This is a genomic window from Pseudoalteromonas sp. J2K-J979 (genome assembly GCF_058169715.2).
In genome coordinates, this window is sequence record NZ_CM200281.1 from 1,936,545 (window position 1) to 1,960,434 (window position 23,890).

A 23,890-nucleotide genomic window follows, 5' to 3' on the forward strand; every position below is an offset into this window, starting at 1 on the left:
TTTAACTGGTCGGGCAATAACAGCCTTTGGCTTGATTGATCACTAAGGCAGAATTAAAGCCTTTTTGTAAATTGTTGAGGACAGTCGCAACGACATCGGTGTTTTGTGTGCAGGCAAACCCTTGCCCGTATGGCCCTAAATACGCTAATTCCCCTTGTTGATTGATCATCAGTACCGCCGGTGTCGAGGGTATAACAGCCCTTAGTGAGTCGGTTAATTTTAAACTAACCAGATTGACGCCCAATGTTTCTGCTTGCGCGCTTAACTTACTCATATGAGGTTGGCTAGTCAGATTGCACCGACAGCCTTCTTCAGTAAACTGAAATAAGGTAACGCTTTTTGATGGCGTTACTTGGTCTAATTGCGCGTTCTGCTCTGTCAATACAGCCTCAACAATCTCTTGATGAGAAAGCTTTTCAAGTAATTGATTCGGGTCAAATTCAACCACTTTTTTACTAATGAAAAAACTGGCAGCAACTAAGGTGACCAACAGCCATGCTGCAACGAGCCAATAATGTGGCGGTGTTGCGGTATCATTTAAAATTCGCAATATTACGCTCGAGCGTTTCTATTGAATGTTTAATTTTATCTGTTTCACTCGACAGCAAAGATATTTGATGTAAATCATCGAGGCTCGCTTGTTTCATATTATCCGTACTCGACGCTATGCTGGCTGTCGTGGATGATTGTTCATCCACCGCACTTGCAACTGAGCTGGCTATATCACTCGATAAATTAACCAATTGAGACGCTTCTTTCATCTGTTTATTTGCTTCATTTGCAACTGCGAGCACCCCATCCACAATTGAAACACAATCCTGCATCGCGTCGGTTGAACTTTTCGAGTAAGTCGTTAGCTCAGAAATTGTTTTAGCAATTTTTGTTGTGCTGTCTTTAGTGCGATTTGCCAATGCCCTCACTTCATCTGCCACGACTGCAAAGCCTCGGCCTTGTTCTCCCGCTCGAGCCGCTTCAATGGCCGCATTAAGAGCAAGTAAATTCGTTTGTTCGGCAATACCGGTGATTTCAGAAAGCACTGACGTAATGACATCACTGGCTTTAGCTAATTCTTGAATTTGACCGCTAGTACTATTGAGAGCTTCAAGTAATACGTTATTTTTATTGTTAATTTCCGTAATATTACGTTCAGAGCTCTGAGTCAATTGGTTTGCTTGTTCCATTTGGTTGCTGAGTTGGTTAGTTTGATTGGCAATCATATTGACGGTATCGAGTAATTGTTCAACTGACTGAGCAATATGTGCGTTTTCTTGTTTGCGAATTGATGCAGAGGCAAATAACGATTCTTTTAAACTGGCTAGATGATGAGTATTGTTTACTAAATCATTGGCTTGATTTTTAGCATCGCTGATCAGAGTATTAAGTAATACCAATAACTGATTAAAGCCATTTAAGGTGAGGTTATCTTGCGCATTGGCTCGCAACGACAAATCAATTGCTTGCTTATTTTCGGTCAATTGTGCTGTGACCGTTGAGAGCTCCCTGCCCACGTGGCTATCATCGCGCATTGTTTTTGCAATATAACCCGCAATTATCGATTCAACAATGGCATACACGGCATGGATCAGCACCGTTGAAAACATCAAACGGTCTTGATCAAAAATATACACACCAACATTGTTAACTTGCATAAAGTAAAAAGACAAATGGTGAACTGCCACAACCGCTATCGCGGTAATGAATACCTTCCAGTCACTGAAAATTATCAGAAACGCCATTAAAATAAATATTTCAAAATGCACTTCGATCAAGCCATTCATTTGATGGATATGTAAGCAGGCAAAAATCATGGCACCTAGGGCGGCTGCATGGCGAGATAACGCACTATCAGGCACGGTTTTAATTAAGTAAAGCGGTACCAGCAAAGCTGGTAAACCTATTGAAATCATGGCTAAGTATGTGTCATAAACAAAAGACATCGCCACAGACTCGATAAAAAGTGCAATAAAAAGCACAAAAAACAATTTACTTTGTGTAGTCATATTTAATCCAAACGCTCAATCATATTGACACTCGTTTAAGTGAAAATAGCCCGCTCAATACTGATCTTAACTGTAGTTAAGCTGACTTAGAGTACCAAATAAGAAGTTTACTTTTTGTGGGTTATCAGCCTTAGCTTCAATCCCTTATTGTGTACCGTGCGCTAATTTGCTGTAATGATCGCTTAACTGATACAAAGTGATACATTTGCACAAGATGTGATACGTCTTTTTGTCTGGCATCTCCATAGACTAAGGGCATCTTAATAAAAAACGTTCACAGGGATTTTATGACACACTTACCAAAAACATTGCTAGCACGTCTTATTTCAAGCGCTTTATTTCTCAGCCTATCTTTTTATAGTCTGGCGTCAGAGCCAAACGATGTGGATCCAGCGACACCAATCGAGCAAGCCCCCTTACCAGATAATAAACCTCGCTCTCAGGACGATTTTCGCCAAATTTTAATCGACTTTGAGAATGACCAAATCAGCAAATGCAGCATAAAATGCACGAGCAAAGACACGCATAGCATTGAAATTAACCGTGATGATGAAAAACAAGCCGAAGATGAAGATGTGCATTTTCGCTTTGAATCAAACCCTCGCGATGGCTTTTACCTCGGCCTCAGTGCAATCAGCACCTTTGGTGATGACTTTCGGTATTTATCTGTCGACGAGCCCAGCTCAGAATTTGATATCGACCTCAATTATCGTTTGCAATTATTAGGGTTTTTTATTGAAGCACCAGGCCTTGCAACGCGCAGAATGCATGGCATGTATTCATTACCTGCTTGGGGCTTTAACCTGATTAACACACCCACTTGGTCATTTGATGTGTTTTATCAGCGCGATAACAAGGGCATTGAAGGACTCGAGGGCTTAACTGTACAAAACCTACATAAACGAGGTGGTTTTAGAGCATCTGGTTATTTCGAAAATAGCCAAATGGAAGTCATCTACTCTCCTTTTAGCCGCAATGAAATTGGCAGTGATGGCGTAGAAGCGTCCCTTTCTTATCGGTACGATGGGCAGTTTAAAAATTGGAGTTACTATGCCAATGTCGGGATGCAATATCGTTCACGTGAGGTCATTCCACATGAAAAGACCTTGTTTGAGTATGATTCGCGCACAGGTTTGTCTAAAAGTGCAGGCCTAAGCCACAGCGCTGAAGTTGGCTTTGAATATCCGTTGTCGACTGATTGGGTTTTTGGTACTTTTGTTAATTATACGGAGTTATCTGACCGTGTCAGTTTAGATCGGCCCGAAGCGGTAGAAGATGGCTTTCGAGCTGGTTTAATTCTCAGTTTTGTTTTTTAAGGTGGCCTAATGAAACACTTTATTAAGCAAACCAGCCACAGAGCCGCTCATTCATTTAGCAACGTAATCGCCTTCTTATTGTTAACCGCTGCGGGGATCAATATTGCTAATGCGCAAGAGCAGCAATTAACCTTAATGCCGACTCAGTGCGTAGCAATGCAACAAGGGCAAGATTGTTATGTCACTATTGAACTTAACTGGTCCAGCCAAAAAACGGATGATTACTGCCTTTATGCAACAAATAAAGTCGCCCCGTTACAATGCTGGCAGACCAGTCAACAAGGGCTGTTTAAAGGGGAAATTAAAACCTCTCACTCCATTGATTTTCAATTATCCACTCCTGATCGAACTGTGATCCTATCGACGGCTCAATTAACAGTCGCCTGGGTTCATAAAAAGAAAGGCAAACCCCGGACTTCTTGGCGATTATTTTAATCGCCAAGACATTTTAAGGCCAAGAAATGGACTCAACACATCACCCACATTTATTGTTAGTCGAAGACGACATCGAACTTGCACAATGGATCAGCGAATATTTAACCGCACGGCAATACACAGTGACCTGTTGTCACCGGGGAGATGAGGCGGTTGAATTGATAAAATCTCTTAATCCTGATTGTGTGTTACTCGATGGCATGCTGCCCGGTATGGACGGTTTTGATGTGTGTAAGACAGTGAGACCCGACTTCATTAACCCAATCATCATGATCACAGCCCGAGATGAAGAAATCGACGAGATTTTAGGGCTAGAAATGGGTGCGGATGATTACATTACTAAACCTGTTCGCGCACGTGTGTTACTTGCACGGATCAAAGGCCTACTGCGTCAGCAAGAGCGCTTAGGCTCACAGACAGCTCATGACGAAGCCAATTGCGAGCGATTTTTACAATTTAATGGCTTGCACATTAATGAGTTGAACCGGACTGTGACACTCAATGACGAGCCTATCAAGCTTTCATCAAATGAATTCGACGTCTTGTGGTTTTTAGCCCAACGAGCCGGCGAAGTGGTGTTACGCGAAGCTTTAGTGAGCCATTTTAGAGGTTTTGAATACGATGGCTTTGACCGCTCGATTGATTTGCGGATTTCGCGGATCCGTAAAAAACTCCACGATAACTCAACACAGCCTTTTCGAATTAAAACCATTTGGGGCAAAGGCTATTTATTTGCAAGCGATCAATGGTAATTGCAATGCGTAATTTAACCGTATCTTTATTATTGATGGTACTGATCGCCACTATCGGGCTTGGTTGGGTCTTTGATTCGTTTTATCAATATTATGCCCATGACAATCAACAAACCGATCAGGATCCGATTATGGTGGTTGAGCAGCTAGGTCTACAAATCGCACGGACTGTCGATCAGCTCGACGACCCACAGTCTTTCATCAACCAGTGGCCGACGCAGCAAGATTACACACTGTCATTGGCTGAATTTGATGCAACTCCCCTTCCCGAGACGTTGCGCCAATCATTGAGACACGGCGAACCCTTGTTACTCGAGACTGCACTCAATTTATCGTTTTATTATTTTTTACCCCAGTCAAACAAGCTGCTAATTTTAAATTCACCACCCATGCAACTCACTAGTCAGCACTCTTCATTGAGACTTTTAATGACAGGCGCCTTTTATTTAACGGTGCTCGCATTGATGGTGGTATGGTTAGTGCCGTTAGCTAAACGTTTATTAGCGATTCGCAAAGCTGCCACTTTATTTGGCCAAGGTCAGCTTGGACAACGCATTCAAGTCAGTAGTATTTCATATATTCGCGATATTGAAATCGAATTTAACCATATGGCTGATCGCATCGAAGCCTTAGTACAAGATGTAAAGTTACTCAGCAGTGCCGTTTCTCACGATTTACGTACCCCTTTGGCTCGTATTCGCTTTGGCATTGATACTTTACAAGAAGAAGACGATCCAATCATGCGCAAACGCTACGAGCAGCGCATTAGTAATAATGTCGATGAAATGGTTAATTTGGTAGAAACGCTACTCAATTATGCCCGCTTAGATCAAGCCATACTTAAACTCAACAAATCAGCCTGTGACTTAAATCAACTGATTGAAGAGTGTTTAAAAAATAAGGCTCATGATGCTATTGCTATTTCGTTTATTCCTGCCATCAGTCAGCCAATTATTTACGGTGATCGAGCTTATTTAATTATTTTATTGAGTAACTTAATCGAAAACGCACTGCAATATGGCCTAACAAAGGTGGCCGTGCGAATTGAACAATTCAACAATAGTGTCACTGTGTGTATTGAAGATGATGGGCCCGGCATTGCAAAAAACGAGCTACAGAGCATTTTGAAACCCTTTATTCGAGGTGAGCAACATCGGCAAACCACGAAAGGCTTTGGCATAGGTTTGGCGATTGTATCGCGCATCTGTGAGTGGCATCAGGCTGTGTTATCAGTCGAAAACGATAGCCAATTAGGTGGGGCATTATTTCGGATAAATTTTAAAACGACTCAAAACAAAGTTCATCCAGATATATAAAGTTCGGAGTTAATAAGCCCGAACTTTCGGGCCTATTAACATATAAACTCACTGTTAGTTAAAATTCACATGTTGCGAGTGGTGTTTACCAAATTCAAACACATTCAATTTACCGCACTGGGCGAAGTGGTTTTTACTGATGTAAGGTGCGTTTGCTTGTTCAATATCTCCTTCCCAACCTTGGCCATTTTTTACAAAGGCTTTTAGTTCAAACCAGCCATTAACTGTATTGCTGCAATCCATTTGTACATCAAGCAACCAATAGTGTGCACCAAAGGTATTGAGCGGCGTTTCTCCGTAACCATGCTCTCCCACAGTTTTGCGGCTGCCCCAACTTGTCGGCCATAAATTAGTTGTCCAATCAAGTGGGCTGCCTTGTGCTTGATTTGATTGAGATGGTTGCGCACCTTGCCAATCGAGGGTTGTATCACCTTGCTTCCAAGGTGACGTGGTCGGATTCAGCCAGTTATTATGGCGAATAGCGAACGAACAATCTCCCGGGTTGTTATCACAATTTCGACCGATTGATGCCGCAAATTGATGGTCAATCCCACCACGAATAAACATATCTTGGCCATTTTGAGTCTGTGCCTTAATCAGCACGGCTGTTCGCTGCCAATTTGGCTCTACAACCGCCGTAAGCAACCGACTGCTGTTATGAATTGCTATCGCATTCATGCTGCTGACATTGACGAATGCCACGCCATCATTGTTAACTGTAATCACCGCACCGCTGCACTGCTTTTTATCACTCGACAAACTGCCTGAAAGCACATCACAATACTGCCCTGCAGCCAGCCCTGTTTGTAAAGACGCTTGCATAGGACTTGCTTCTCGGTTGATCGCTACAAAGCCCTCTGTACCACGAGAGAACGCAATTTGGTTATTACCATTGTCCCACCAGTGATTGACTTGCCATGCTGAGGCCGTATTGTTTCTAAAATCTACCGCACCTGCAATCATGTCTTTACGATGCTCACACTGCCAGCCATCAGCAGTGCAGTTAACCTGACCATTTTGATGAACTGACTGGGTTGGGCCTCCGGCATCTGTATCATGATGAAAATTGTAACTCGACATCACTTTTGGGTAACCATATGGATAAGCCAGCATAAATACATTAGCCAGTTCATAAAGTTTGCCATCTGCAAACGTAACTACATTACCAGCCCCCCCATGACCACGTTGATTATCATGGTTATCAACAAACACCACCGCTTTGTTGCTTGGCATCATGCCCCATGCTTGACCAAATTGGCTCAACCAGGCGAGTTTCCCAGTTTTAAATGTCCGGCCAAGCTCTTTGCTGTATTTAAATTCCGTGACTAATCCATTATTAAAATATTCACTGGCTGATACCGCTTCACTGCCTTGATCGATCACTTCTTGAAATATTAGGGGTGCTCCATTAACCTTGGCTAAAATGCTGGCGATGTCGCTGCTCGGCATATGTTTAGATGCATCTAAACGCATCCCTTTGACCCCTAAATTAACTAAGTCATTTAAAAAGCCTGCTAAGGTGTCTTGCACATAGTTTGATGCTGTATCCAAGTCAGCTAAACCCACTAACTCACAATGCTGAACGCGCCATGGATTATTGCCATAATCCTCACCATTAATCGCACAAGTCTCATGAAAATCTTGAGGGCTGTAGATTGGGTATTGTTTATTTGCAAACGTGTTACCCGCCACCCCAACGCCACTGCCTGCGGCCATGTGATTGATCACAGCATCCACATAAATATCTACTCCGACAGCCTGACAGCGTCTCACCATATTGGCGAACGCTTCGCGATCCCCCCCTCGGCTTTGAATTTGATAACTGACTGGTTGGTAGCGCGTCCACCATTGATCACCAACGATGTGTTCATTAGGCGGAGATACTTGCACAGCAGCATAACCTTTAGGGCCTAAAAACGTTTCGCATTCGTTAGCAATATCCTGCCAATTCCATTCGAATAAATGCACAAATGTGGTGGGTGTGGCCTGCACCACGGGTGTCTGTAACAGCATAATGCTGGCTGCTAAGGCGCTAAAGGTCATGTTTTTCATCGTGTGTTCCTTTATTATTATTTACATTTCAATAACAATAGCGAACCTTTATCAGAAACACCCTTTGAATACGTATGCATTGTTTATATATTGTCTGCTTGCACACAAAAAAACCAGCATACGCTGGCTTTTTTAAGTGCTATATAATCGGTGGAATTATTTAGCAATCACCTCAACACCGCCCATGTATGGCTGCAGCACTGACGGCACCACAATCGAACCATCGGCTTGTTGATAGTTTTCAAGGATCGCAACCAATGTGCGGCCTACCGCGAGTCCTGAACCATTTAAAGTGTGAAGTAATTCTGGCTTTTTCTCACCTTTACGGCGAAAACGTGCTTGCATACGACGGGCTTGGAAATCACCCATGCTCGAACACGATGAAATTTCACGATAAGTGTCTTGTGCTGGCAACCATACTTCTAAATCGTACGTTTTAGTTGAACCAAAGCCCATATCACCCGTACATAACACAACTTTTCGATACGGTAATTCAAGACCTTGTAGAATTTGCTCTGCATGACCTGTTAATTCTTCTAACGCAGCCATTGAATCCTCTGGTTTAACCAACTGCACTAATTCAACTTTATCAAATTGATGCTGGCGGATCAGACCGCGCGTATCGCGGCCATAGCTCCCGGCTTCACTACGAAAACATGGTGTATGAGCCGTTAATTTAATTGGTAACTCGGCTTCATCATAAATTTCGTCACGTGCACAGTTTGTCAGCGGTACTTCTGCCGTTGGAATTAAACTGAAACCATCATGCTCAACGCCATCATCGTCCACTAACCCTTTGGTGTGAAATAGATCAGCAGCGAATTTTGGTAATTGACCTGTACCAAATAAACTGTCTTTGTTAACTAAATACGGCACATACATTTCTGTGTAACCATTGTGGTCTGTATGCGTATCTAACATGTATTGAACTAACGCTCGGTGCATACGAGCGATTTGACCACGCATAACGGTAAAGCGTGCACCGCTTAATTTTACACCCGCTTCAAAATCAAGCCCTTTATTCAAGCTTTCGCCTAAATCGACATGATCTTTCACTTCAAAATCATATTGCTTAGGCGTGCCCCACGTTAAAATTTCAACATTTTCTGATTCATCTTTTCCTTGCGGGACTGATGCATCTGGTAAATTTGGTAACGTCGCAGAGATGGCTTGTAATTCAGCCAGTACTTCGTCTTGGGCCTTTTTAGCTGCGTCAAGTTCATCACCTAATTTGCCCACTTCTGCACGAAGTGGCTCAATGTCTTCACCACGGGCTTTAGCTTGACCAATTGCTTTGGAGCGAGTGTTACGTTCGTTTTGCAATTCTTGAGTTTTAACTTGTAGCGCTTTTCGTTGTTCTTCTAACGCAGTAATTTGAGCTACATCAAGCGTAAAACCACGACCCGCTAGGCGAGTGGCTGCTTCTTCGATATCTTGACGTAAAAATTTTGAATCTAACATATTCTATTTTTTAACCTTTTTGCAAAACTAACTGTATGCCCAACCACGCTACAAAAACACAGCATACAACATTGAGTGTGACGTTAAGCGCCATTTTCAGCCATTGACCTTGTTGCATGAGCAATAAAGTATCCAGTGAAAATGTCGAAAATGTGGTCAACGCACCTAAAAAACCGATCCCGATAAGACTTTTTGCAGGGCTAACAGAAATGACACCTTTTTCGATTAGCCCAAATAACATGCCCATCAATAATGAACCCAGAATATTAACTGTCAGGGTGCCAAAAGGGAATCCCTTTCCAAGAAGTTTTATTGCCAGATCGTTGATAAAAAAACGCAAACAAGCACCTGTGGCGCCTCCCGTTGCGATAAATAAATACAGTTTAATTGTGTCCATAACGCTTTTGGTTACTGTGTTGGTTCTGTTGTGACAGATAATCGAGTTTGTCTTTTATTTGTTTTTCAAGACCACGATCTGTTGGTTGATAATACTGCTTATCTTTTATCGCTTCAGGGAAGTAATTTTCGCCTGCTGCGAATGCACCTGGTTCGTTATGCGCATAACGGTACTGAGCACCAAAGCCTAACTCTTTCATCATTTGGGTCGGCGCATTTCGTAAATGTTCGGGCACTGGGTAGCTGGGTAAATTGGCTGCATCTTGCTTAGCTTGATTAAATGCGGTGTAAACAGCATTACTTTTTGCTGCGCTAGCTAAGTATAAGGTGGCCTGTGCAATCGCTCGCTCCCCTTCGCTTGGTCCGACACGGGCAAAAATATCCCACGCATTGAGTGCCACTTGCATGGCTCTCGGATCAGCATTACCGATGTCTTCGGTGGCAATCGCCAGCAAACGCCTTGCTACATACAATGGATCGCCACCGCCAGCTAAAATACGGCAATACCAATATAAGGCGGCATCAGGATCCGAACCACGCACAGATTTATGAAACGCAGAAATCAAATCGTAAAACTCATCTCCCCCTTTGTCATATTTAGCGAGATGTGTGGGTAAAACATGAGCCAACACTTCTGCGTCGATCACTGTGTGACCATTTTCTTGCTTAGCTAAATCGGCTGCTTGCTCAAGTAAATTAAGCAATTTTCTCGCATCGCCATCGGCTGCTGTGCAAAGGGCCTCCTTAGCAGATTGAGCAATGACGATATTCAATGATTTGAGGCCAATTTCAGCCTCTAACGCTCGTTCAATAACTGAGAGTAAATCAGCGTTATCAAGTGATTTAAGCACGTAAACGCGCGCGCGCGATAAAATAGCATTATTGAGTGCAAAAGATGGATTTTCGGTGGTTGCACCGACAAACAAGAAGGTGCCATCTTCAATGTGGGGCAAAAATGCATCCTGCTGCGATTTATTAAAGCGGTGAATTTCATCAACAAATAATAATGTGCGTCGGCCTTGGCTTTGTAACGCGAGCTTGGCGGCTGCAACACTTTCTCTGATCTCTTTTATGCCTGATGTCACTGCTGACAATTGAATGAATTCTGCTGTAGCATGGTGCGAAATCAACTCTGCTAAGGTCGTTTTGCCTGTTCCTGGTGGACCCCAAAGTATCAACGAGTGACAACGCCCCTGAATAATGGCTTGATGCAGCGGCTTGTCAGCAGCGAGTATATGTTGCTGCCCACAGTAATCAGCGAGTGTTTTCGGCCGCATCCGTGCTGCCAATGGCCGCACGTCTGGCGCGAAGTTAAAATCAAAATTACTCACCTTGAGTTTGATCGTCTACCGCGACGCCCTCGGGTAACACAAACTCAAACAAATTCGACATCAAAGGTTGGTTGAGTTTTCTGTCTTTAAAGCTAAAGTGAGTTTGCTGGCCTGTCGCATCTAAAATACTGATCTGACTAAACCCCAGACTGTTTTGATCAAATTGAATATCTAAACGCTTTACTTGGCTGTCTTCATCATTGATCGGCGTGAGCTGATACGTATTGGCGTCGTAAACCACAGAATAATTCAGCCAAAGCGATTCATCTTGATGATGAGTCAGTAACACAAAGGGCGTGCTGCTAATTAAGCTTTGAGTATCCATGATGGTGACTTGCTCAGCAAAGCTGTCAAAATAATAAGTACGTGGGCCAGAGCTCACTAACAACGTTTCTTCAGGGCTGATTTGTTGCCAGCGCATCTGATTGGGTTGCTGCAATTGCAATGTCCCCGTCACCTTCTGCAACACATTATGCTGCTCATCAGTGACAACTTGTTCAAATTGAGCGTCAAAGCTACTTATTTTGCTCAATTGTTGTTGTAAATCGGTTTTGGCATCAGCCCACAACATTGGGCTTAGAAGGAATAAAGAAGATAAAAAAATTCGTTTCATGTATATACCTATAAAAAATTAATGCGCGCCATTATTTGGCGATAAGACTTCACGAGTACCATTGTGCCCCGGCGAACTAACTATCCCGGCGGCTTCCATTTGTTCAACTAAACGTGCTGCACGATTGTAGCCAACCCGTAAGCGTCGTTGCACGCTCGACACCGATGCGCGACGGCTTTCTATGACAAAAGCAACCGCTTCGTCATATAGCGGATCTTGTTCTGCATCATCGCCCCCTTCTGGCGCTTCGCCCGGTAGCAGCACATCTTCAACCGCATCGCCGTTTAAGATGTCTTCGATATAATTAGGCTTACCACGTGCTTTCCAATCATTGACCACCGCGTGAACTTCATGATCATCGACAAACGCACCATGAACACGAACTGGCACACTGGTACCAGGTGGCAAATAGAGCATGTCTCCCATTCCCAATAAGTTTTCTGCGCCTTGCTGATCTAAAATAGTCCGTGAGTCGATTTTAGACGACACCTGAAATGCCATACGAGTTGGAATATTCGCTTTTATCAAACCCGTAATCACATCAACAGATGGGCGCTGAGTCGCGAGCACTAAATGTATGCCTGCTGCACGGGCTTTTTGCGCAATACGGGCAATCAACTCTTCGACTTTTTTACCCACGATCATCATCATGTCAGCAAATTCATCAATCACGACGACGATGGCGGGCAATTTCCCAAGTTCTGATGCTTGCTCAGCCATGCCATCACTTTGCTTAAAAAGAGGATCTAAAATAGGCTGACCCGCCGCAATGGCATCGGTCACTTTTTGGTTATAGCCTTTTAAGTTTCGGACTCCCAAAGCTGACATTAGCTTATAACGACGCTCCATCTCACCGACACACCATCTGAGCGCATTAGCGGCTTCTTTCATGTCGGTTACGACTTCACAGAGTAAATGTGGGATCCCTTCATACACAGAAAGCTCTAGCATTTTCGGATCGATCATAATTAATCGAACATCATCTGGCGTTGATTTATAGAGTAAACTAACAATCATTACATTAACGCCCACTGACTTTCCTGAACCTGTTGTTCCCGCGACTAACAAATGCGGCATTTTGGCTAAATCAACAACAACAGGTACACCCGCAATATCTTTACCTAGCACCATCGACAAGGATGATTCATTGTTCGTAAATTTAGGGGCACTAATCACCTCTGATAAGCGCACCACCTCACGGTATTTATTCGGTAATTCGATACCGATGTAAGTTTTACCTGGAATAACTTCTACCACACGTACACTTATCGCTGATAAAGAACGGGCTAAATCTTTGGCTAAACCAGTGATTTTTGACACTTTAACGCCTGGAGCAAGATCGAGTTCAAATCGAGTAACCACTGGACCTGGATAGACTCCAACCACTTTAGCTTGGACACCAAAATCAAGCAACTTAACTTCGACCAGCTCAGACACCGCATCCAGCTCTTCTTGTGAAATCGGGTTTTTCTTTTTATCTGGACGGTCGAGTAAATCAAGTGTCGGCATTGGTGTGCTAGGGGGTTTATCTTCAAGCAATGCTTCAAACTTTTCTTTCGCCGTCGGAGGCGGTACATAAGCAGGTTTATTGGGCGTGGGCATCACAGCCACATCATCTTGTTCAACTGGTATCGACTGCTCAGGAAAGCTGCTATCTATGGGCTGCAATTCATCCAGAGCATTAAGCGCAGAGCGTGTATCTATTGGTTCTTCTTCTAATGCACTAAATGATAAATCATTGTTTATCATCTCATCGAGTTCATCGAATGCCGGATGGGGTTGAGCCGCCGATTGATATCCTTGCTCTGATGGTTGTTCTGTTACGGAGGTTGGGTCAGTTGCACTATCTGTGGTCGCAGTTGCGAGCTCTTGCGGTGCTAATTCTGGTAAATCAAGCGGATCAACCTTGCCACTGACCAACGCCGTAGGCTCAGCGCGTTTGTCTTCTATTGCCGGCTTTGACTCTTGCAAAGCCCGATGTTGTTGCCAAACTTGTGGTTGTTTGTGCAGCCAAAGCCCAACTTTCACAACTTGTGCGCCGATAAAATCAACAAATTCAACCCACGAAACGCCTGTGAGTAAGGTCAATCCAACAAAAAAGAAGCATAAAAGTAATAAGCTAGTACCTGTGAAATTAAACGCTGGCATCATAGCATTGGCTATCACATCCCCCACTACCCCGCCGGATGAAAAGTAAAAAATATCATCGAAGTTGATACTACTGATAGCAGAAGCGGATGTAACAAAAAATACTAAGCCTAACACACGTAAGCCCATCGTCATGTAATCGAGCTGTAAAAGCTTATGCGGGCGCTTAAAACAAAAATATCCCAACATTTGAATAGCTGCAGGGACAAAAAAAGCAAGCCAACCAAAAGTGAACAGCAAAATATCGGCGATCCACGCGCCTGCTGTACCTGTAATATTTTTCACTTTAATAAATTCGCCAGTCTGTGACCAAGAAGGATCAGCAGGATCAAAACTGATTAGCGCGCACAAAATAAACAACGCTAATGTTGTGCTGATAATTAATCCTGTTTCGAGTAAGCGCTGGACACCATTTAGGCGCATAGTCCGTTTATCCTCAAGCATTTAAAACCTTTTTATTATCTTTATACCTTATCAGGAAATTGCTTACCTTGCACCGGGTTTTAGTGGTGACATATCTTCGTTTTTCACCTCTTCCATCACCACATAAGTGCGACTTTCACTGACGCCGGGTAAGGTTAACAAGGTGTCTCCTAGTAGCTGCCTATAAGCGGCCATATCTGCCACACGAGTTTTTAATAAAAAATCAAATTTACCAGATACTAAATGGCATTCTAGTATTTCATCGTGCATTTTGACTGCTTCATTGAAATCTTTAAAGACATCAGGGGACGTTTTGGTCAATGTTATTTCGACATAGACTAAAAGTGCCGCACCAATTTTTACCGGATCTATAATCGCTTTGTAACCCCGAATAAACTTCTCTCGCTCGAGCTTTTTAACTCGCTCTAGACAAGGTGTTGCACTTAAGCCTATACGCTTTGCTAATTCGACGTTTGAAATTCGTCCGTCTTTTTGTAATTCAGCTAAAATCTTTTTATCGATACGGTCTAGTTGATGTGCACTGGATGCTTTAACCATATAATTCACTACCAATTTATAAAATACAGAGTTTTCCACTGTATTTTACCTTTAATATAGTGAACAAATAAAGTATTTAACGAATATACTAGTCGAATTACAAAACCATGTTCAAAGAGGCTTTTTATTATGATTATCGGTGTACCTAAAGAAATCAAAAACCATGAATACCGTGTAGGTATGGTCCCTGGCAGTGTGCGTGAACTTATTAATCACGGCCACAAAGTATTTGTTGAGCACAATGCAGGTATTGGTATTGGTTTTACCGATGAAGATTATCAAGCAGCAGGTGCTGAAGTATTAGCTACTGCCGCTGACGTTTTTGCGACTGCAGAAATGATTGTTAAGGTGAAAGAGCCTCAAGCTGTTGAGCGTGCAATGTTACGTGAAGATCAAATCTTATTCACTTACTTACATCTTGCACCTGATTTACCGCAAACTGAAGACTTAGTTAAAAGTAAAGCAATCTGTATTGCTTACGAAACAGTGACTGATGCACGTGGCGGTTTACCACTTCTTGCACCTATGTCTGAAGTTGCTGGTCGTATGTCTATTCAAGCTGGTGCACAAGCACTTGAAAAATCTAACAATGGCCGTGGTATGTTACTCGGTGGTGTGCCAGGTGTTGAAGCGGCTAAAGTCGTTGTTATCGGTGGCGGTATGGTCGGTGCAAATGCTGCACAAATGGCTGTTGGTATGGGTGCTGATGTTGTTATCTTAGATCGCAACATTGATGTGCTTCGTCGTTTAGATGCTCAGTATGGCAATAAAATCAAAGCCGTTTATTCAACAGCTGACGCATTAGAAAAACACGTACTTGAAGCTGACTTAGTGATTGGTGGTGTATTAATTCCAGGTGCTGCAGCACCAAAATTAGTCACGGCTGAACACATCAAAAACATGAAGCCTGGTTCAGCGATTGTTGACGTAGCAATTGACCAAGGTGGGTGTATTGCAACGTCTAAAGCAACAACTCACGCTGATCCAACTTATATCGTTGATGACGTTGTTCACTACTGTGTTGCAAACATGCCAGGTGCTGTACCATTGACATCAACATTTGCTTTGAACAATGCGACTTTACCATTCATCATTAATCTAGCAAACAAAGGTTATAAGAAAGCATTATTAGATGATGCTCACTTCCGTAACGGCTTAAATGTTTACAAAGGCCATGTAACATTCAAAGAAGTTGCAGAAGGGTTTGGTATGCCATATGTAACAGCATTAGATGCATTAAATGGTTAATCACCTATCAAATGAAAAAAGCAGCCTCGGCTGCTTTTTTTATGGTTCAAATTTAGCTGTGGCATCTGACAACTTATGCTATCAAACAGTCAAGGCACATAAATAGCACCTTGACTTTTTATCCTAGCAACATGTTATATAAAGCGCTTGATAATAAAATCCACTTTGACACGTTTCGCCTGACCGAGGATTTTGCGCACCGGCTCAGGGTAATGCTCGATTGTGTCGATTTCAGCATAACTGTTAATTTCTGTACAATGCGCCAAGATTTGCTGTTTTTCTTTTTCTAGATCAGCGGCTAAATGGCCATGTGGATCTGTCAGTAAAATCCCATTTTCGATATCCAAGCCCCAGGCTCGGGGATTAAGATTATGCCCAGTCATCAAATGAACCTTTTTGTCTACACTGATCCCTTTAAGATGAAATGAGTTTGTATCGTGTTTCCACAGAAAAACTCGTAACTGCTTTGATTCAACAAACTGATGCTTTCTCTCTAAAAAGCGTTGCAAGATAGTCTCATATAAATACGGCAATGCACCAATCTTGCTGAAACGCTCTTCAGGCGGAATGTAGAAATCGTTCGCAGTTTTATCCCCAACCACAATCGTGACTTTGATTCCTTTTTTCAACTGTTTGGCCAGAATGCGGAGCAAAGGTGCCGGGAAATTAAAATAGGGCGTATATAAAATCAGCTCATTCTCTGCTGATTGGAATAACTGTTTGATCACTTTGTTTAATTTATTTCCACGACGGCCTAAGCCTAAATAAAGCTGCGCATGAAGATCGTCTTGGGTTTGATTAGTCGCAGAAGCATAGCTGGCCGTCTTGAGAAACTTAACTAGCTTTCTGTGGCGCATTTTAAGTTCAACAAATTTAGGTACTGGTTCTATATCCAGTCTAGGGACAGCTTCACTTTGAACAAACGCCGCATTTAAAAAGTCAACCATGGCTGTGGCCAGCTCGGGCTGACGAATTACAAAGTAACGATCGAGTCGATAGCGTTCGGCATGTTGGCAATACACATTGTTCAAACTCGCCCCGCTATATAAAACGGTATCATCAAAAATAAAGCCTTTTAGGTGTAATACGCCAAACAATTCTTTGGCTTTAACTGGTACCCCTAAAATTTGTACATTTGACTGATATTGCTCGTTATAGTTTTGGTAAAAAGCGGCATTGCCCCCTTGTGCTTTCGCGCCAATTAAACCACGCTGTGCACGGTGAAAATCAACAAACACTTTAATATCCAATTCTGGGCGAGCCAAAGAGGCTTGGTGCAACGCGGTCAAGATCTCTTGCCCAGCTTCATCATCTTGTAAATAAAGAGCTGTGATGTAAATGCGCTGGGTGGCGGTGGCAATTAAAGACAATAAGCGAGATTTATATTGCGCTGCACTAAACAGGACGTCTATGTCCGAAGCATTTAGCCCATAACCGGGCTGTTGTTGCCATAAAACTTTTTGCACGTATCAACACCTTTACTAACGTTACTGTTTCTCAAACCGTAAGAACTTACGAACATATCAAAAAAAAATGGTGCGGTCATGAAATAACGTCAAATCCTTGTTTACTCGTATAAATAAAGCACAATTTACACAGTTAAGTACACTTTATTGAACAACTTTAGTTTTTTATAAAAAAAGATTTATCGATTTTATTTTACATCCTGCTTGTTTTTCTTAGAATCGGCGCAATAAATAAGCCAAAGGCAATTAGGAAGAATTCAATGAGCACCACAAAACACTGTAAATTACTTATCTTAGGTTCGGGTCCCGCTGGGTACACGGCTGCGGTCTACGCTGCACGTGCCAACTTAAACCCTGTTTTAATTACTGGTATGCAACAAGGTGGTCAGTTGACGACCACCACTGAGGTTGAAAACTGGCCAGGTGATGCACACGGGTTAACAGGCCCTGCATTGATGGACCGCATGAAAGAGCATGCTGAACGTTTTGAAACTGAGATTGTTTTTGACCATATCCATACTGTGGATGTCAAAAACCGTCCGTTTACGCTGACTGGTGACAATGGTGTCTATACCTGTGATGCGTTAATTATTGCAACCGGTGCGTCTGCGACTTATTTAGGCCTTGAGTCTGAAGAGAACTTCAAAGGTCGTGGCGTGTCAGCGTGTGCGACCTGTGATGGTTTCTTCTATCGCAATCAAAAAGTAGCGGTTGTAGGTGGTGGTAATACCGCTGTAGAAGAAGCGCTATACTTATCGAACATTGCCTCTGAAGTACATGTGATCCACCGCCGTGATACTTTCCGCAGTGAAAAGATTTTATCTGATCGCTTAAAAGATAAAGCCGAAAATGGCAATGTTACTCTTCATTTTAACCGCACTTTGGATGAAGTCTTAGGTGATGAGATGGGTGTGACTGGCATGCGTATTAAAGCAACAGACTCTGATACCACTGAACAATTAGATGTGGCGGGTGTGTTTATCGCGATTGGTCATAAACCAAATACTGAAATGTTTGTTGATCAGTTAGAAATGAAAGATGGCTACTTAGTTGTTCAATCTGGTTTACATGGCAATGCAACTCAAACCAGTGTTGAAGGTGTCTTTGCAGCAGGTGATGTGAGCGACCATATTTATCGCCAAGCAATCACTTCAGCGGGTACTGGTTGTATGGCAGCCCTAGATGCAGAACGTTATTTAGATAACCAATAAATAAGAGTAAGCCGATAAAAACCCTTGCCGCGTCAGCACAAGGGTTTTTTTAGCTCGTTTTATAAGTGCGATTTGTTAATATAGTTCTCTATCTATTCTTAATGGACTTTCATGAACAACACTTTATTCCAACTTTCTGAACAGTCTTTTACCTTTCCTGACCCGCGTTTAGCATTAAGTGATCCTGATGGATTACTCGCAATTGGAGGTGATTTAACCCCCAAAAGATTGATCAATGCCTATCAAAATGGCATTTTCCCATGGTTCAATGAAGATGACCCCTTGATGTGGTGGTCACCAAAAGAGCGTGCAATTATTGAATTGGATGAATTTCATATCAGCCGATCAATGAAAAAATTTCAGCATAAACATAAATTTACCGTTACTGTTAATCAAGCCTTTCCAGAGGTAATGTTTGCATGTCAACAACAACGAATAGATGCTGAAGGGACATGGATCACTGATGAAATGGAACATGCCTATTATCGCTTACATCAATTAGGATTGGCGCACAGTGTTGAAATATGGTTTGAAGAACAACTAGTCGGTGGCTTGTATGGGGTGATGCAACGACATGCATTTTGTGGTGAATCGATGTTTCATACAATGGCTAATACTTCTAAATTAGCATCATGGGCATTGGTTAATTGGTTAAAAAGACACAATGCCGCTTTCATCGATTGCCAAATTATGAACCCGTATTTGGCATCGCTGGGCGCAAAAGCCATTTCCAGAGAGGCTTTTTTAGCTAAATTACATCAACCATGGCCTACGCTTAACTTATCAAACATGTGGCAGGCGCAAACTCTGGATAATATCTATGACTAATCGGATCCCCATCAAGTTGGGATTGAGCCAACCGCTCCCTTGTAGTTATATTGATGGGCAGCAAGAGCAGCTATTAGTTACCATGGATGAAATATGTAACACCCCTACTTATTTTGAGCAATTGCTCGCGATGGGATTTCGCCGTAGTGGAGACCAAATTTATCGCCCTCATTGTCCAACATGTCAAAAGTGCCAAGCCGTACGCGTGCTCGCCGATTTATTTACCCCTTCAAGATCTCAAAAGCGTAAGCTCACTTATCGTAATAAGCACTTTAGGGTCCAGTATAGTGATGTCATTCAACCGCACTATTATCCCTTGTACGAACACTATATCAACTTACGCCACAGCGACGGCGCTATGTTTCCCCCCAATCGTGCTCAATACGATAGCTTTATTGCTTGTAGTTGGTTATCGATTGTTTATATTGAGTTATGGGATCAGGATAAACTGATTGCTGTGGCAGTCACTGATAAGTTACCAAACGCCCTTTCTGCTATTTATACGTTTTTTGATCCTGACTATTCAAAAGCGGGGATCGGCAGCATTATGATCATGGAGCAAATCAAGCTTGCGCAGGCACTTGCTAAATCTTACGTCTATTTAGGCTTTCAAATTGATGAATGTGCCAAGATGAATTACAAAAATCAGTATAAAGCGCAGCAAATCTTACGTTTTGACCATTGGCAAGACAATTAATTTACAAATATCGGCTCAGCCGCTTTACTTATGCGACTGTTTTGGGCAAAATCTGCAGCTTCAAACAGACTAAGAGGTGTTACGCTAAACATGGCGAAAGAAGACGTAATTGAAATGCAAGGTACGATCCTTGACACTTTACCAAATACTATGTTCCGAGTTGAGCTGGAAAACGGTCACGTGGTTACTGCTCATATTTCTGGAAAGATGCGCAAAAACTACATCCGCATCCTAACAGGTGATAAAGTGACAGTTGAAATGACACCTTATGACCTAAGTAAAGGTCGCATCGTTTTCCGTGCCCGTTAAGCACCAGAATATATAGATTGGGCTTTGATAGCGCAATCTCGTTTTGCAAAACAAAACGAACAAACCTTAGGCCAGTTGTTTCAACTGGCTTTTTTATTGCCTGTTATTTCATTCTTTTGTCAGCCATTTAAAAAGGGCACTCTGCTCGAGCTGTAATTAGCTGATTACTGATCGGATGGCTAAATGTGATCTCTGAGGCATGGAGCATTAAACGCTTGGCCGCTTGCTGACTATTACCCTGACTATATAAATCGCAGCCTAAAATAGGATGACCAATTGCTTGACTGTGGATCCTCAACTGATGCGTTCTTCCGGTCAGTGGTTTGAAAAGTACCGTGCTGGAATTTGAGTGCGGGCAAAAATGTAATACCTGATAGTGACTCTTTGCCTGTTTACCTTGTTGATGACAAATAATTTGTCTTGGAAACTCCCCTTTTGCTATGGGTAAGTCAATCATACCATCAATGGTGCTTAACTGCCCTTGCAGTATTGCTTTATAGTGTTTTTTGATTTGACGTTGCTGAAATTGCTTCATCAAAATTGCATTGTATTGCTTTGAAAGTGCTACAAGCATAATGCCTGATGTTCCAAAATCTAATCGGTGTAACAAGGTCGCGGTTGGAAAGTCTTGCCTAATTCGATAATGCACCGAATCAAAGTTAAGCGGGTTTTTACCTGACAAGCTAAGTAATCCACTGGGTTTATTAATCAGTAAAAGGGCTTCGTCTTGATAGAGGATCTCTACTGGGTGTTCGCACGGCGGTGCGATAAAAGGATCGGGTAATGTTTGCACGCTTAACGACTCAAAATAAAACAGCGCTCAGTGTAACGGCTTAAGCACGAATTAAAAAGATTGCATTACTAATACGCACAACAAACTGAGTGTAGCGAGCTGTAAAATACGTATTTTGCACTGTAAGCCTCGAACTTGTTGTGTTTTTTTAATGATCTGTAGCTCTAAGGCTTTGCAATATTGTTGGCTGATCATCTTGCCTCCAAGTGTAATTGGGTTAATGTGTAATCATGCGCCATCCTTTAAGCACCTATGGTAGATCTATCGGCCTCAATTGATATATCTTGACTGATTTGTATTTGATTTAGATGAACCGGATTATCTAAGAGCTCCAATAAAAAAGGGCTTTTCTTTGCAAAGGGCGCAACTAAATAAACATGATGCTTCGCTCGGGTTAACGCGACATAAAACAGTCGTCTTTCTTCTGCAAAAGCAAACTCATTCTCAGGAGCTAAAAAGATATCAAGCAGCCAATGATTCTGTTGTGTTGATGGAAAACCGTGTTTTCCTGCGTGTAACCCCATTATAATTACTGAATCAGCCGTTTTCCCTTTACTAGCATGCATGGTCATAAACTGTATATCTAATTTCATAAACCGTCGCTGCAAGGCATGTCTAAATGGTAAATCAGGGAGCATAAAATGATTACGTGCCAATACAAAAATACACTTATCCCCTCTTTTACTACAAGCTTCGATACTGTGCAGTAACACACTCTCCCCGTTGATCAGTGCATTATCCGGGGTCAGGATACTCACGCACGCTTCTTTTACCTTTACATGACTCACCAGCTGCTTTTTTATCTGATTGGGGTTAGTTAAAATAAACGGTTCAGCAACCTGTGAAATTTTATTGTTGAAACGGAAAGTCGTAGTTAATTGATGGTGAGTCGCTGTCCCAAAGTAATGTTCAAATTGAGTGGTCAATCTGATATCAGCGCCATTAAACCGATAGATTGCTTGCCAATCGTCTCCTACCGCAAATAGATTTGCCTGCGGGTGCTGTTCAAACAAAGCTTTGACTAATTGTGCTCTTGATGCCGAGATATCCTGGAACTCATCGACCATTAGGTATCGCCAAGGACTATTAAATTGGCCATTTTTAACATAGTGAGTCGCACGGGTAATCATATCGTCATAATCGATAGCTGCGTCCTGATTTAACAGTGTTTGGTAATAACTCAATAAAGGCATGAGTAAATTTAATGTGAGCTGTAAAACAGGTTGTAATGTAGGGTTGATCTGCGCTTTTAAATGTTCAGGTTCAGCACAACCTTTATATAACGGCACCATTTTGCACAATAGCGCAGCCAATTCGATGACTCTTCCCTGCTCAGTGAGTCGCTTGATAAATTGTAGCGAACTTTCTTGATCTTGTTGGCGTGTTTGCACTGCCAAAGTGAGATTAAAATACTCAATTAACTGACTTTGATAGCTTTCTTCTTGGCTGAGTAATCGGATGAAGTGCTGTTTGAGTTGATGAGTCAATGCCTCACGATTATCGGCATACTTTGACAATACTGGGTGTTTTGCTTCTACTTCTGTCACTATCGCTAATGCGAGGCTATGAAATGTGCGACTTTTGACCTGTTTATGCTTTAGCGCCAAGCCTAAGCGCTGATCCATTTCGACGGCTGCTTGTTTACCATATGCTAGTAATAAACATTCTGAAGTTTTGGCCTGTTCGCTTTGCAATAAATAGGCAACTCGAGCGACTAAGACACTGGTCTTACCCGTTCCAGCTCCCGCTATAATCAGATTAGCATCATTATCTAACAGGCATGCTTTGACTTGATTATCGGTCAGGGGAGTTTGCTCAATTGCATTAAAGAGCGATTTGTAAAGTGTAGTCTGATGACGGATATAGCGTTCTCTTATCGCGCTTATTGCTGATGCATCTAGGCCTTTGTAGGTGATGAGTTTGTCGACGAGTAGAGAAATATTTGAATCGAGCGGGTGCGTTTTCGCCCATGGCAACCAACGCTGTGATTGTTCATTAATAATTGCCCGAATAACCACAAGGTGAGAGTCTCGAATAAAACGCCCTTGCACCATCTGGGCTATGTCATTAAATGCAATTTGCAGTGCCTGACTATGATGCTTAAGCCAATACGATAAAGCTGCACTCTTATGGTTTTCATAACTGTTCACGGTTAAACAGCTAATCGAGAAGAACTGCTCACCCGTTTTAATAGTCACTGAGCAACCAGACCAGCCCAATTTAAACGCTAAAGGCTGGATAATATCTCGCCAAGGTAACGTCTGAAGCTGTCCATTTTGATAAAAGTGAACAGCCTGCTCATCAATAATTAGTTTGCTAGCGACACCAAAAAGACGAGCAAAAATATGGGCCTGTAAAATAAACGTGTTCAATCTTCATCTCTACAACTTATAAGCATTGCAAGTATAACGATTTGAACAACAACAGACGAAAGCTTTTGGCTCTCACGCCTTTAATTGAAGACTGTTTGGTGTTTTATCAGTCAATTTGTCTGACAACATCGATTTAAGAATTAAGAACAAGCTTTTTTGAGTTAA

Annotated in this window: 21 protein-coding genes; 9 read left to right on the forward strand and 12 right to left on the reverse strand. The window is 42.3% G+C overall.

The features are described 5' to 3' along the window. Nucleotide 1 precedes the first annotated feature (1 nt). Entirely contained in the window at nucleotides 2–550 is a 549-nt protein-coding gene (locus AC3KVK_RS08905; RefSeq protein WP_490311887.1) for a DUF6436 domain-containing protein, read from the reverse strand. Then, nucleotides 534–2,000 carry a methyl-accepting chemotaxis protein gene (locus AC3KVK_RS08910; protein ID WP_490311886.1) on the reverse strand — a complete coding sequence of 489 codons (1,467 nt, stop codon included), beginning with the start codon at nucleotides 1,998–2,000 and terminating at the stop codon, nucleotides 534–536. Before AC3KVK_RS08910 ends, AC3KVK_RS08905 begins: the two co-directional genes overlap by 17 nt. A gap of 287 nt (nucleotides 2,001–2,287) precedes the next feature. Between AC3KVK_RS08910 and AC3KVK_RS08915 the strand changes: the two genes are divergently transcribed. Genes AC3KVK_RS08915 through AC3KVK_RS08930 form a run of 4 tightly spaced genes read left to right on the forward strand, consistent with a single transcriptional unit; the run spans nucleotide 2,288 to nucleotide 5,819 of the window. Further along, complete coding sequence (locus tag AC3KVK_RS08915; RefSeq protein ID WP_490311885.1) at nucleotides 2,288–3,316, forward strand: MipA/OmpV family protein; 1,029 nt, start codon at nucleotides 2,288–2,290, stop codon at nucleotides 3,314–3,316. Nucleotides 3,317–3,325: 9 nt separating this feature from the next. After that, a complete protein-coding gene (locus AC3KVK_RS08920; protein ID WP_490311884.1) occupies nucleotides 3,326–3,751 on the forward strand; it encodes a DUF3019 domain-containing protein in 426 nt (141 codons plus the stop codon). Nucleotides 3,752–3,777: 26 nt separating this feature from the next. Then, complete coding sequence (locus AC3KVK_RS08925; protein ID WP_490311883.1) at nucleotides 3,778–4,503, forward strand: response regulator; 726 nt, start codon at nucleotides 3,778–3,780, stop codon at nucleotides 4,501–4,503. A 5-nt stretch (nucleotides 4,504–4,508) separates the two neighbouring features. After that, nucleotides 4,509–5,819, forward strand: coding sequence for a HAMP domain-containing sensor histidine kinase (locus tag AC3KVK_RS08930; RefSeq protein WP_490311882.1), 1,311 nt, complete (start codon nucleotides 4,509–4,511; stop codon nucleotides 5,817–5,819). Between the two features lie 54 nt (nucleotides 5,820–5,873). Here AC3KVK_RS08930 and AC3KVK_RS08935 read toward each other — a convergent pair whose 3' ends face one another. From AC3KVK_RS08935 to lrp, 7 genes are all read right to left on the reverse strand, one after another. After that, complete coding sequence (locus tag AC3KVK_RS08935; RefSeq protein ID WP_490311881.1) at nucleotides 5,874–7,871, reverse strand: alpha-amylase; 1,998 nt, start codon at nucleotides 7,869–7,871, stop codon at nucleotides 5,874–5,876. Nucleotides 7,872–8,027: 156 nt separating this feature from the next. Next, entirely contained in the window at nucleotides 8,028–9,332 is a 1,305-nt protein-coding gene (gene serS / locus AC3KVK_RS08940) for a serine--tRNA ligase (RefSeq protein ID WP_490311880.1), read from the reverse strand. Between the two features lie 10 nt (nucleotides 9,333–9,342). Beyond that, complete coding sequence (crcB, locus tag AC3KVK_RS08945; protein WP_490311879.1) at nucleotides 9,343–9,729, reverse strand: fluoride efflux transporter CrcB; 387 nt, start codon at nucleotides 9,727–9,729, stop codon at nucleotides 9,343–9,345. Next, nucleotides 9,716–11,059, reverse strand: a complete 1,344-nt coding sequence (locus AC3KVK_RS08950) for a replication-associated recombination protein A (protein ID WP_490311878.1) — start codon at nucleotides 11,057–11,059, stop codon at nucleotides 9,716–9,718. The genes crcB and AC3KVK_RS08950 overlap by 14 nt, the downstream gene beginning before the upstream one ends. Then, nucleotides 11,052–11,672: an outer membrane lipoprotein periplasmic chaperone LolA gene (gene lolA, locus AC3KVK_RS08955; RefSeq protein ID WP_490311877.1), complete on the reverse strand. Its 621-nt coding sequence runs from the start codon at nucleotides 11,670–11,672 to the stop codon at nucleotides 11,052–11,054. Before lolA ends, AC3KVK_RS08950 begins: the two co-directional genes overlap by 8 nt. Nucleotides 11,673–11,690: 18 nt before the next feature. Then, on the reverse strand, nucleotides 11,691–14,243 hold the full coding sequence (locus tag AC3KVK_RS08960; protein WP_490312045.1) for a DNA translocase FtsK: 2,553 nt from the start codon (nucleotides 14,241–14,243) through the stop codon (nucleotides 11,691–11,693). A gap of 63 nt (nucleotides 14,244–14,306) precedes the next feature. Continuing rightward, nucleotides 14,307–14,801 (reverse strand): leucine-responsive transcriptional regulator Lrp, encoded by a 495-nt coding sequence (lrp, locus tag AC3KVK_RS08965; RefSeq protein ID WP_490312044.1) that lies wholly within the window; start codon nucleotides 14,799–14,801, stop codon nucleotides 14,307–14,309. Between the two features lie 129 nt (nucleotides 14,802–14,930). Between lrp and ald the strand changes: the two genes are divergently transcribed. Continuing rightward, nucleotides 14,931–16,049: an alanine dehydrogenase gene (gene ald, locus AC3KVK_RS08970; protein WP_490311876.1), complete on the forward strand. Its 1,119-nt coding sequence runs from the start codon at nucleotides 14,931–14,933 to the stop codon at nucleotides 16,047–16,049. A 134-nt stretch (nucleotides 16,050–16,183) separates the two neighbouring features. Here the strand turns inward: ald and pssA are convergent, their stop codons facing one another. Then, nucleotides 16,184–17,515: a CDP-diacylglycerol--serine O-phosphatidyltransferase gene (gene pssA / locus AC3KVK_RS08975; protein WP_490311875.1), complete on the reverse strand. Its 1,332-nt coding sequence runs from the start codon at nucleotides 17,513–17,515 to the stop codon at nucleotides 16,184–16,186. 260 nt (nucleotides 17,516–17,775) lie between these two features. Here pssA and trxB point away from each other — a divergent pair, with 260 nt between their 5' ends. The 4 genes from trxB to infA all read left to right on the forward strand — a co-directional run bounded on the left by trxB (nucleotide 17,776) and on the right by infA (nucleotide 20,560). Further along, on the forward strand, nucleotides 17,776–18,726 hold the full coding sequence (trxB, locus tag AC3KVK_RS08980) for a thioredoxin-disulfide reductase (RefSeq protein WP_490311874.1): 951 nt from the start codon (nucleotides 17,776–17,778) through the stop codon (nucleotides 18,724–18,726). A 111-nt stretch (nucleotides 18,727–18,837) separates the two neighbouring features. Beyond that, nucleotides 18,838–19,554: a leucyl/phenylalanyl-tRNA--protein transferase gene (aat, locus tag AC3KVK_RS08985; RefSeq protein WP_490311873.1), complete on the forward strand. Its 717-nt coding sequence runs from the start codon at nucleotides 18,838–18,840 to the stop codon at nucleotides 19,552–19,554. After that, nucleotides 19,547–20,251 carry an arginyltransferase gene (locus AC3KVK_RS08990; RefSeq protein WP_490311872.1) on the forward strand — a complete coding sequence of 235 codons (705 nt, stop codon included), beginning with the start codon at nucleotides 19,547–19,549 and terminating at the stop codon, nucleotides 20,249–20,251. Before aat ends, AC3KVK_RS08990 begins: the two co-directional genes overlap by 8 nt. Nucleotides 20,252–20,341: 90 nt before the next feature. Beyond that, entirely contained in the window at nucleotides 20,342–20,560 is a 219-nt protein-coding gene (gene infA / locus AC3KVK_RS08995; protein WP_009839780.1) for a translation initiation factor IF-1, read from the forward strand. A gap of 127 nt (nucleotides 20,561–20,687) precedes the next feature. On the opposite strand, the gene AC3KVK_RS09000 is transcribed toward infA, so the two are convergent. Together AC3KVK_RS09000 and AC3KVK_RS09005 are read right to left on the reverse strand one after the other, a co-directional pair. Continuing rightward, nucleotides 20,688–21,353 (reverse strand): RluA family pseudouridine synthase, encoded by a 666-nt coding sequence (locus AC3KVK_RS09000; protein ID WP_490311871.1) that lies wholly within the window; start codon nucleotides 21,351–21,353, stop codon nucleotides 20,688–20,690. Nucleotides 21,354–21,595: 242 nt separating this feature from the next. After that, nucleotides 21,596–23,725, reverse strand: a complete 2,130-nt coding sequence (locus AC3KVK_RS09005) for a UvrD-helicase domain-containing protein (RefSeq protein WP_490311870.1) — start codon at nucleotides 23,723–23,725, stop codon at nucleotides 21,596–21,598. Nucleotides 23,726–23,890: the final 165 nt, after the last annotated feature.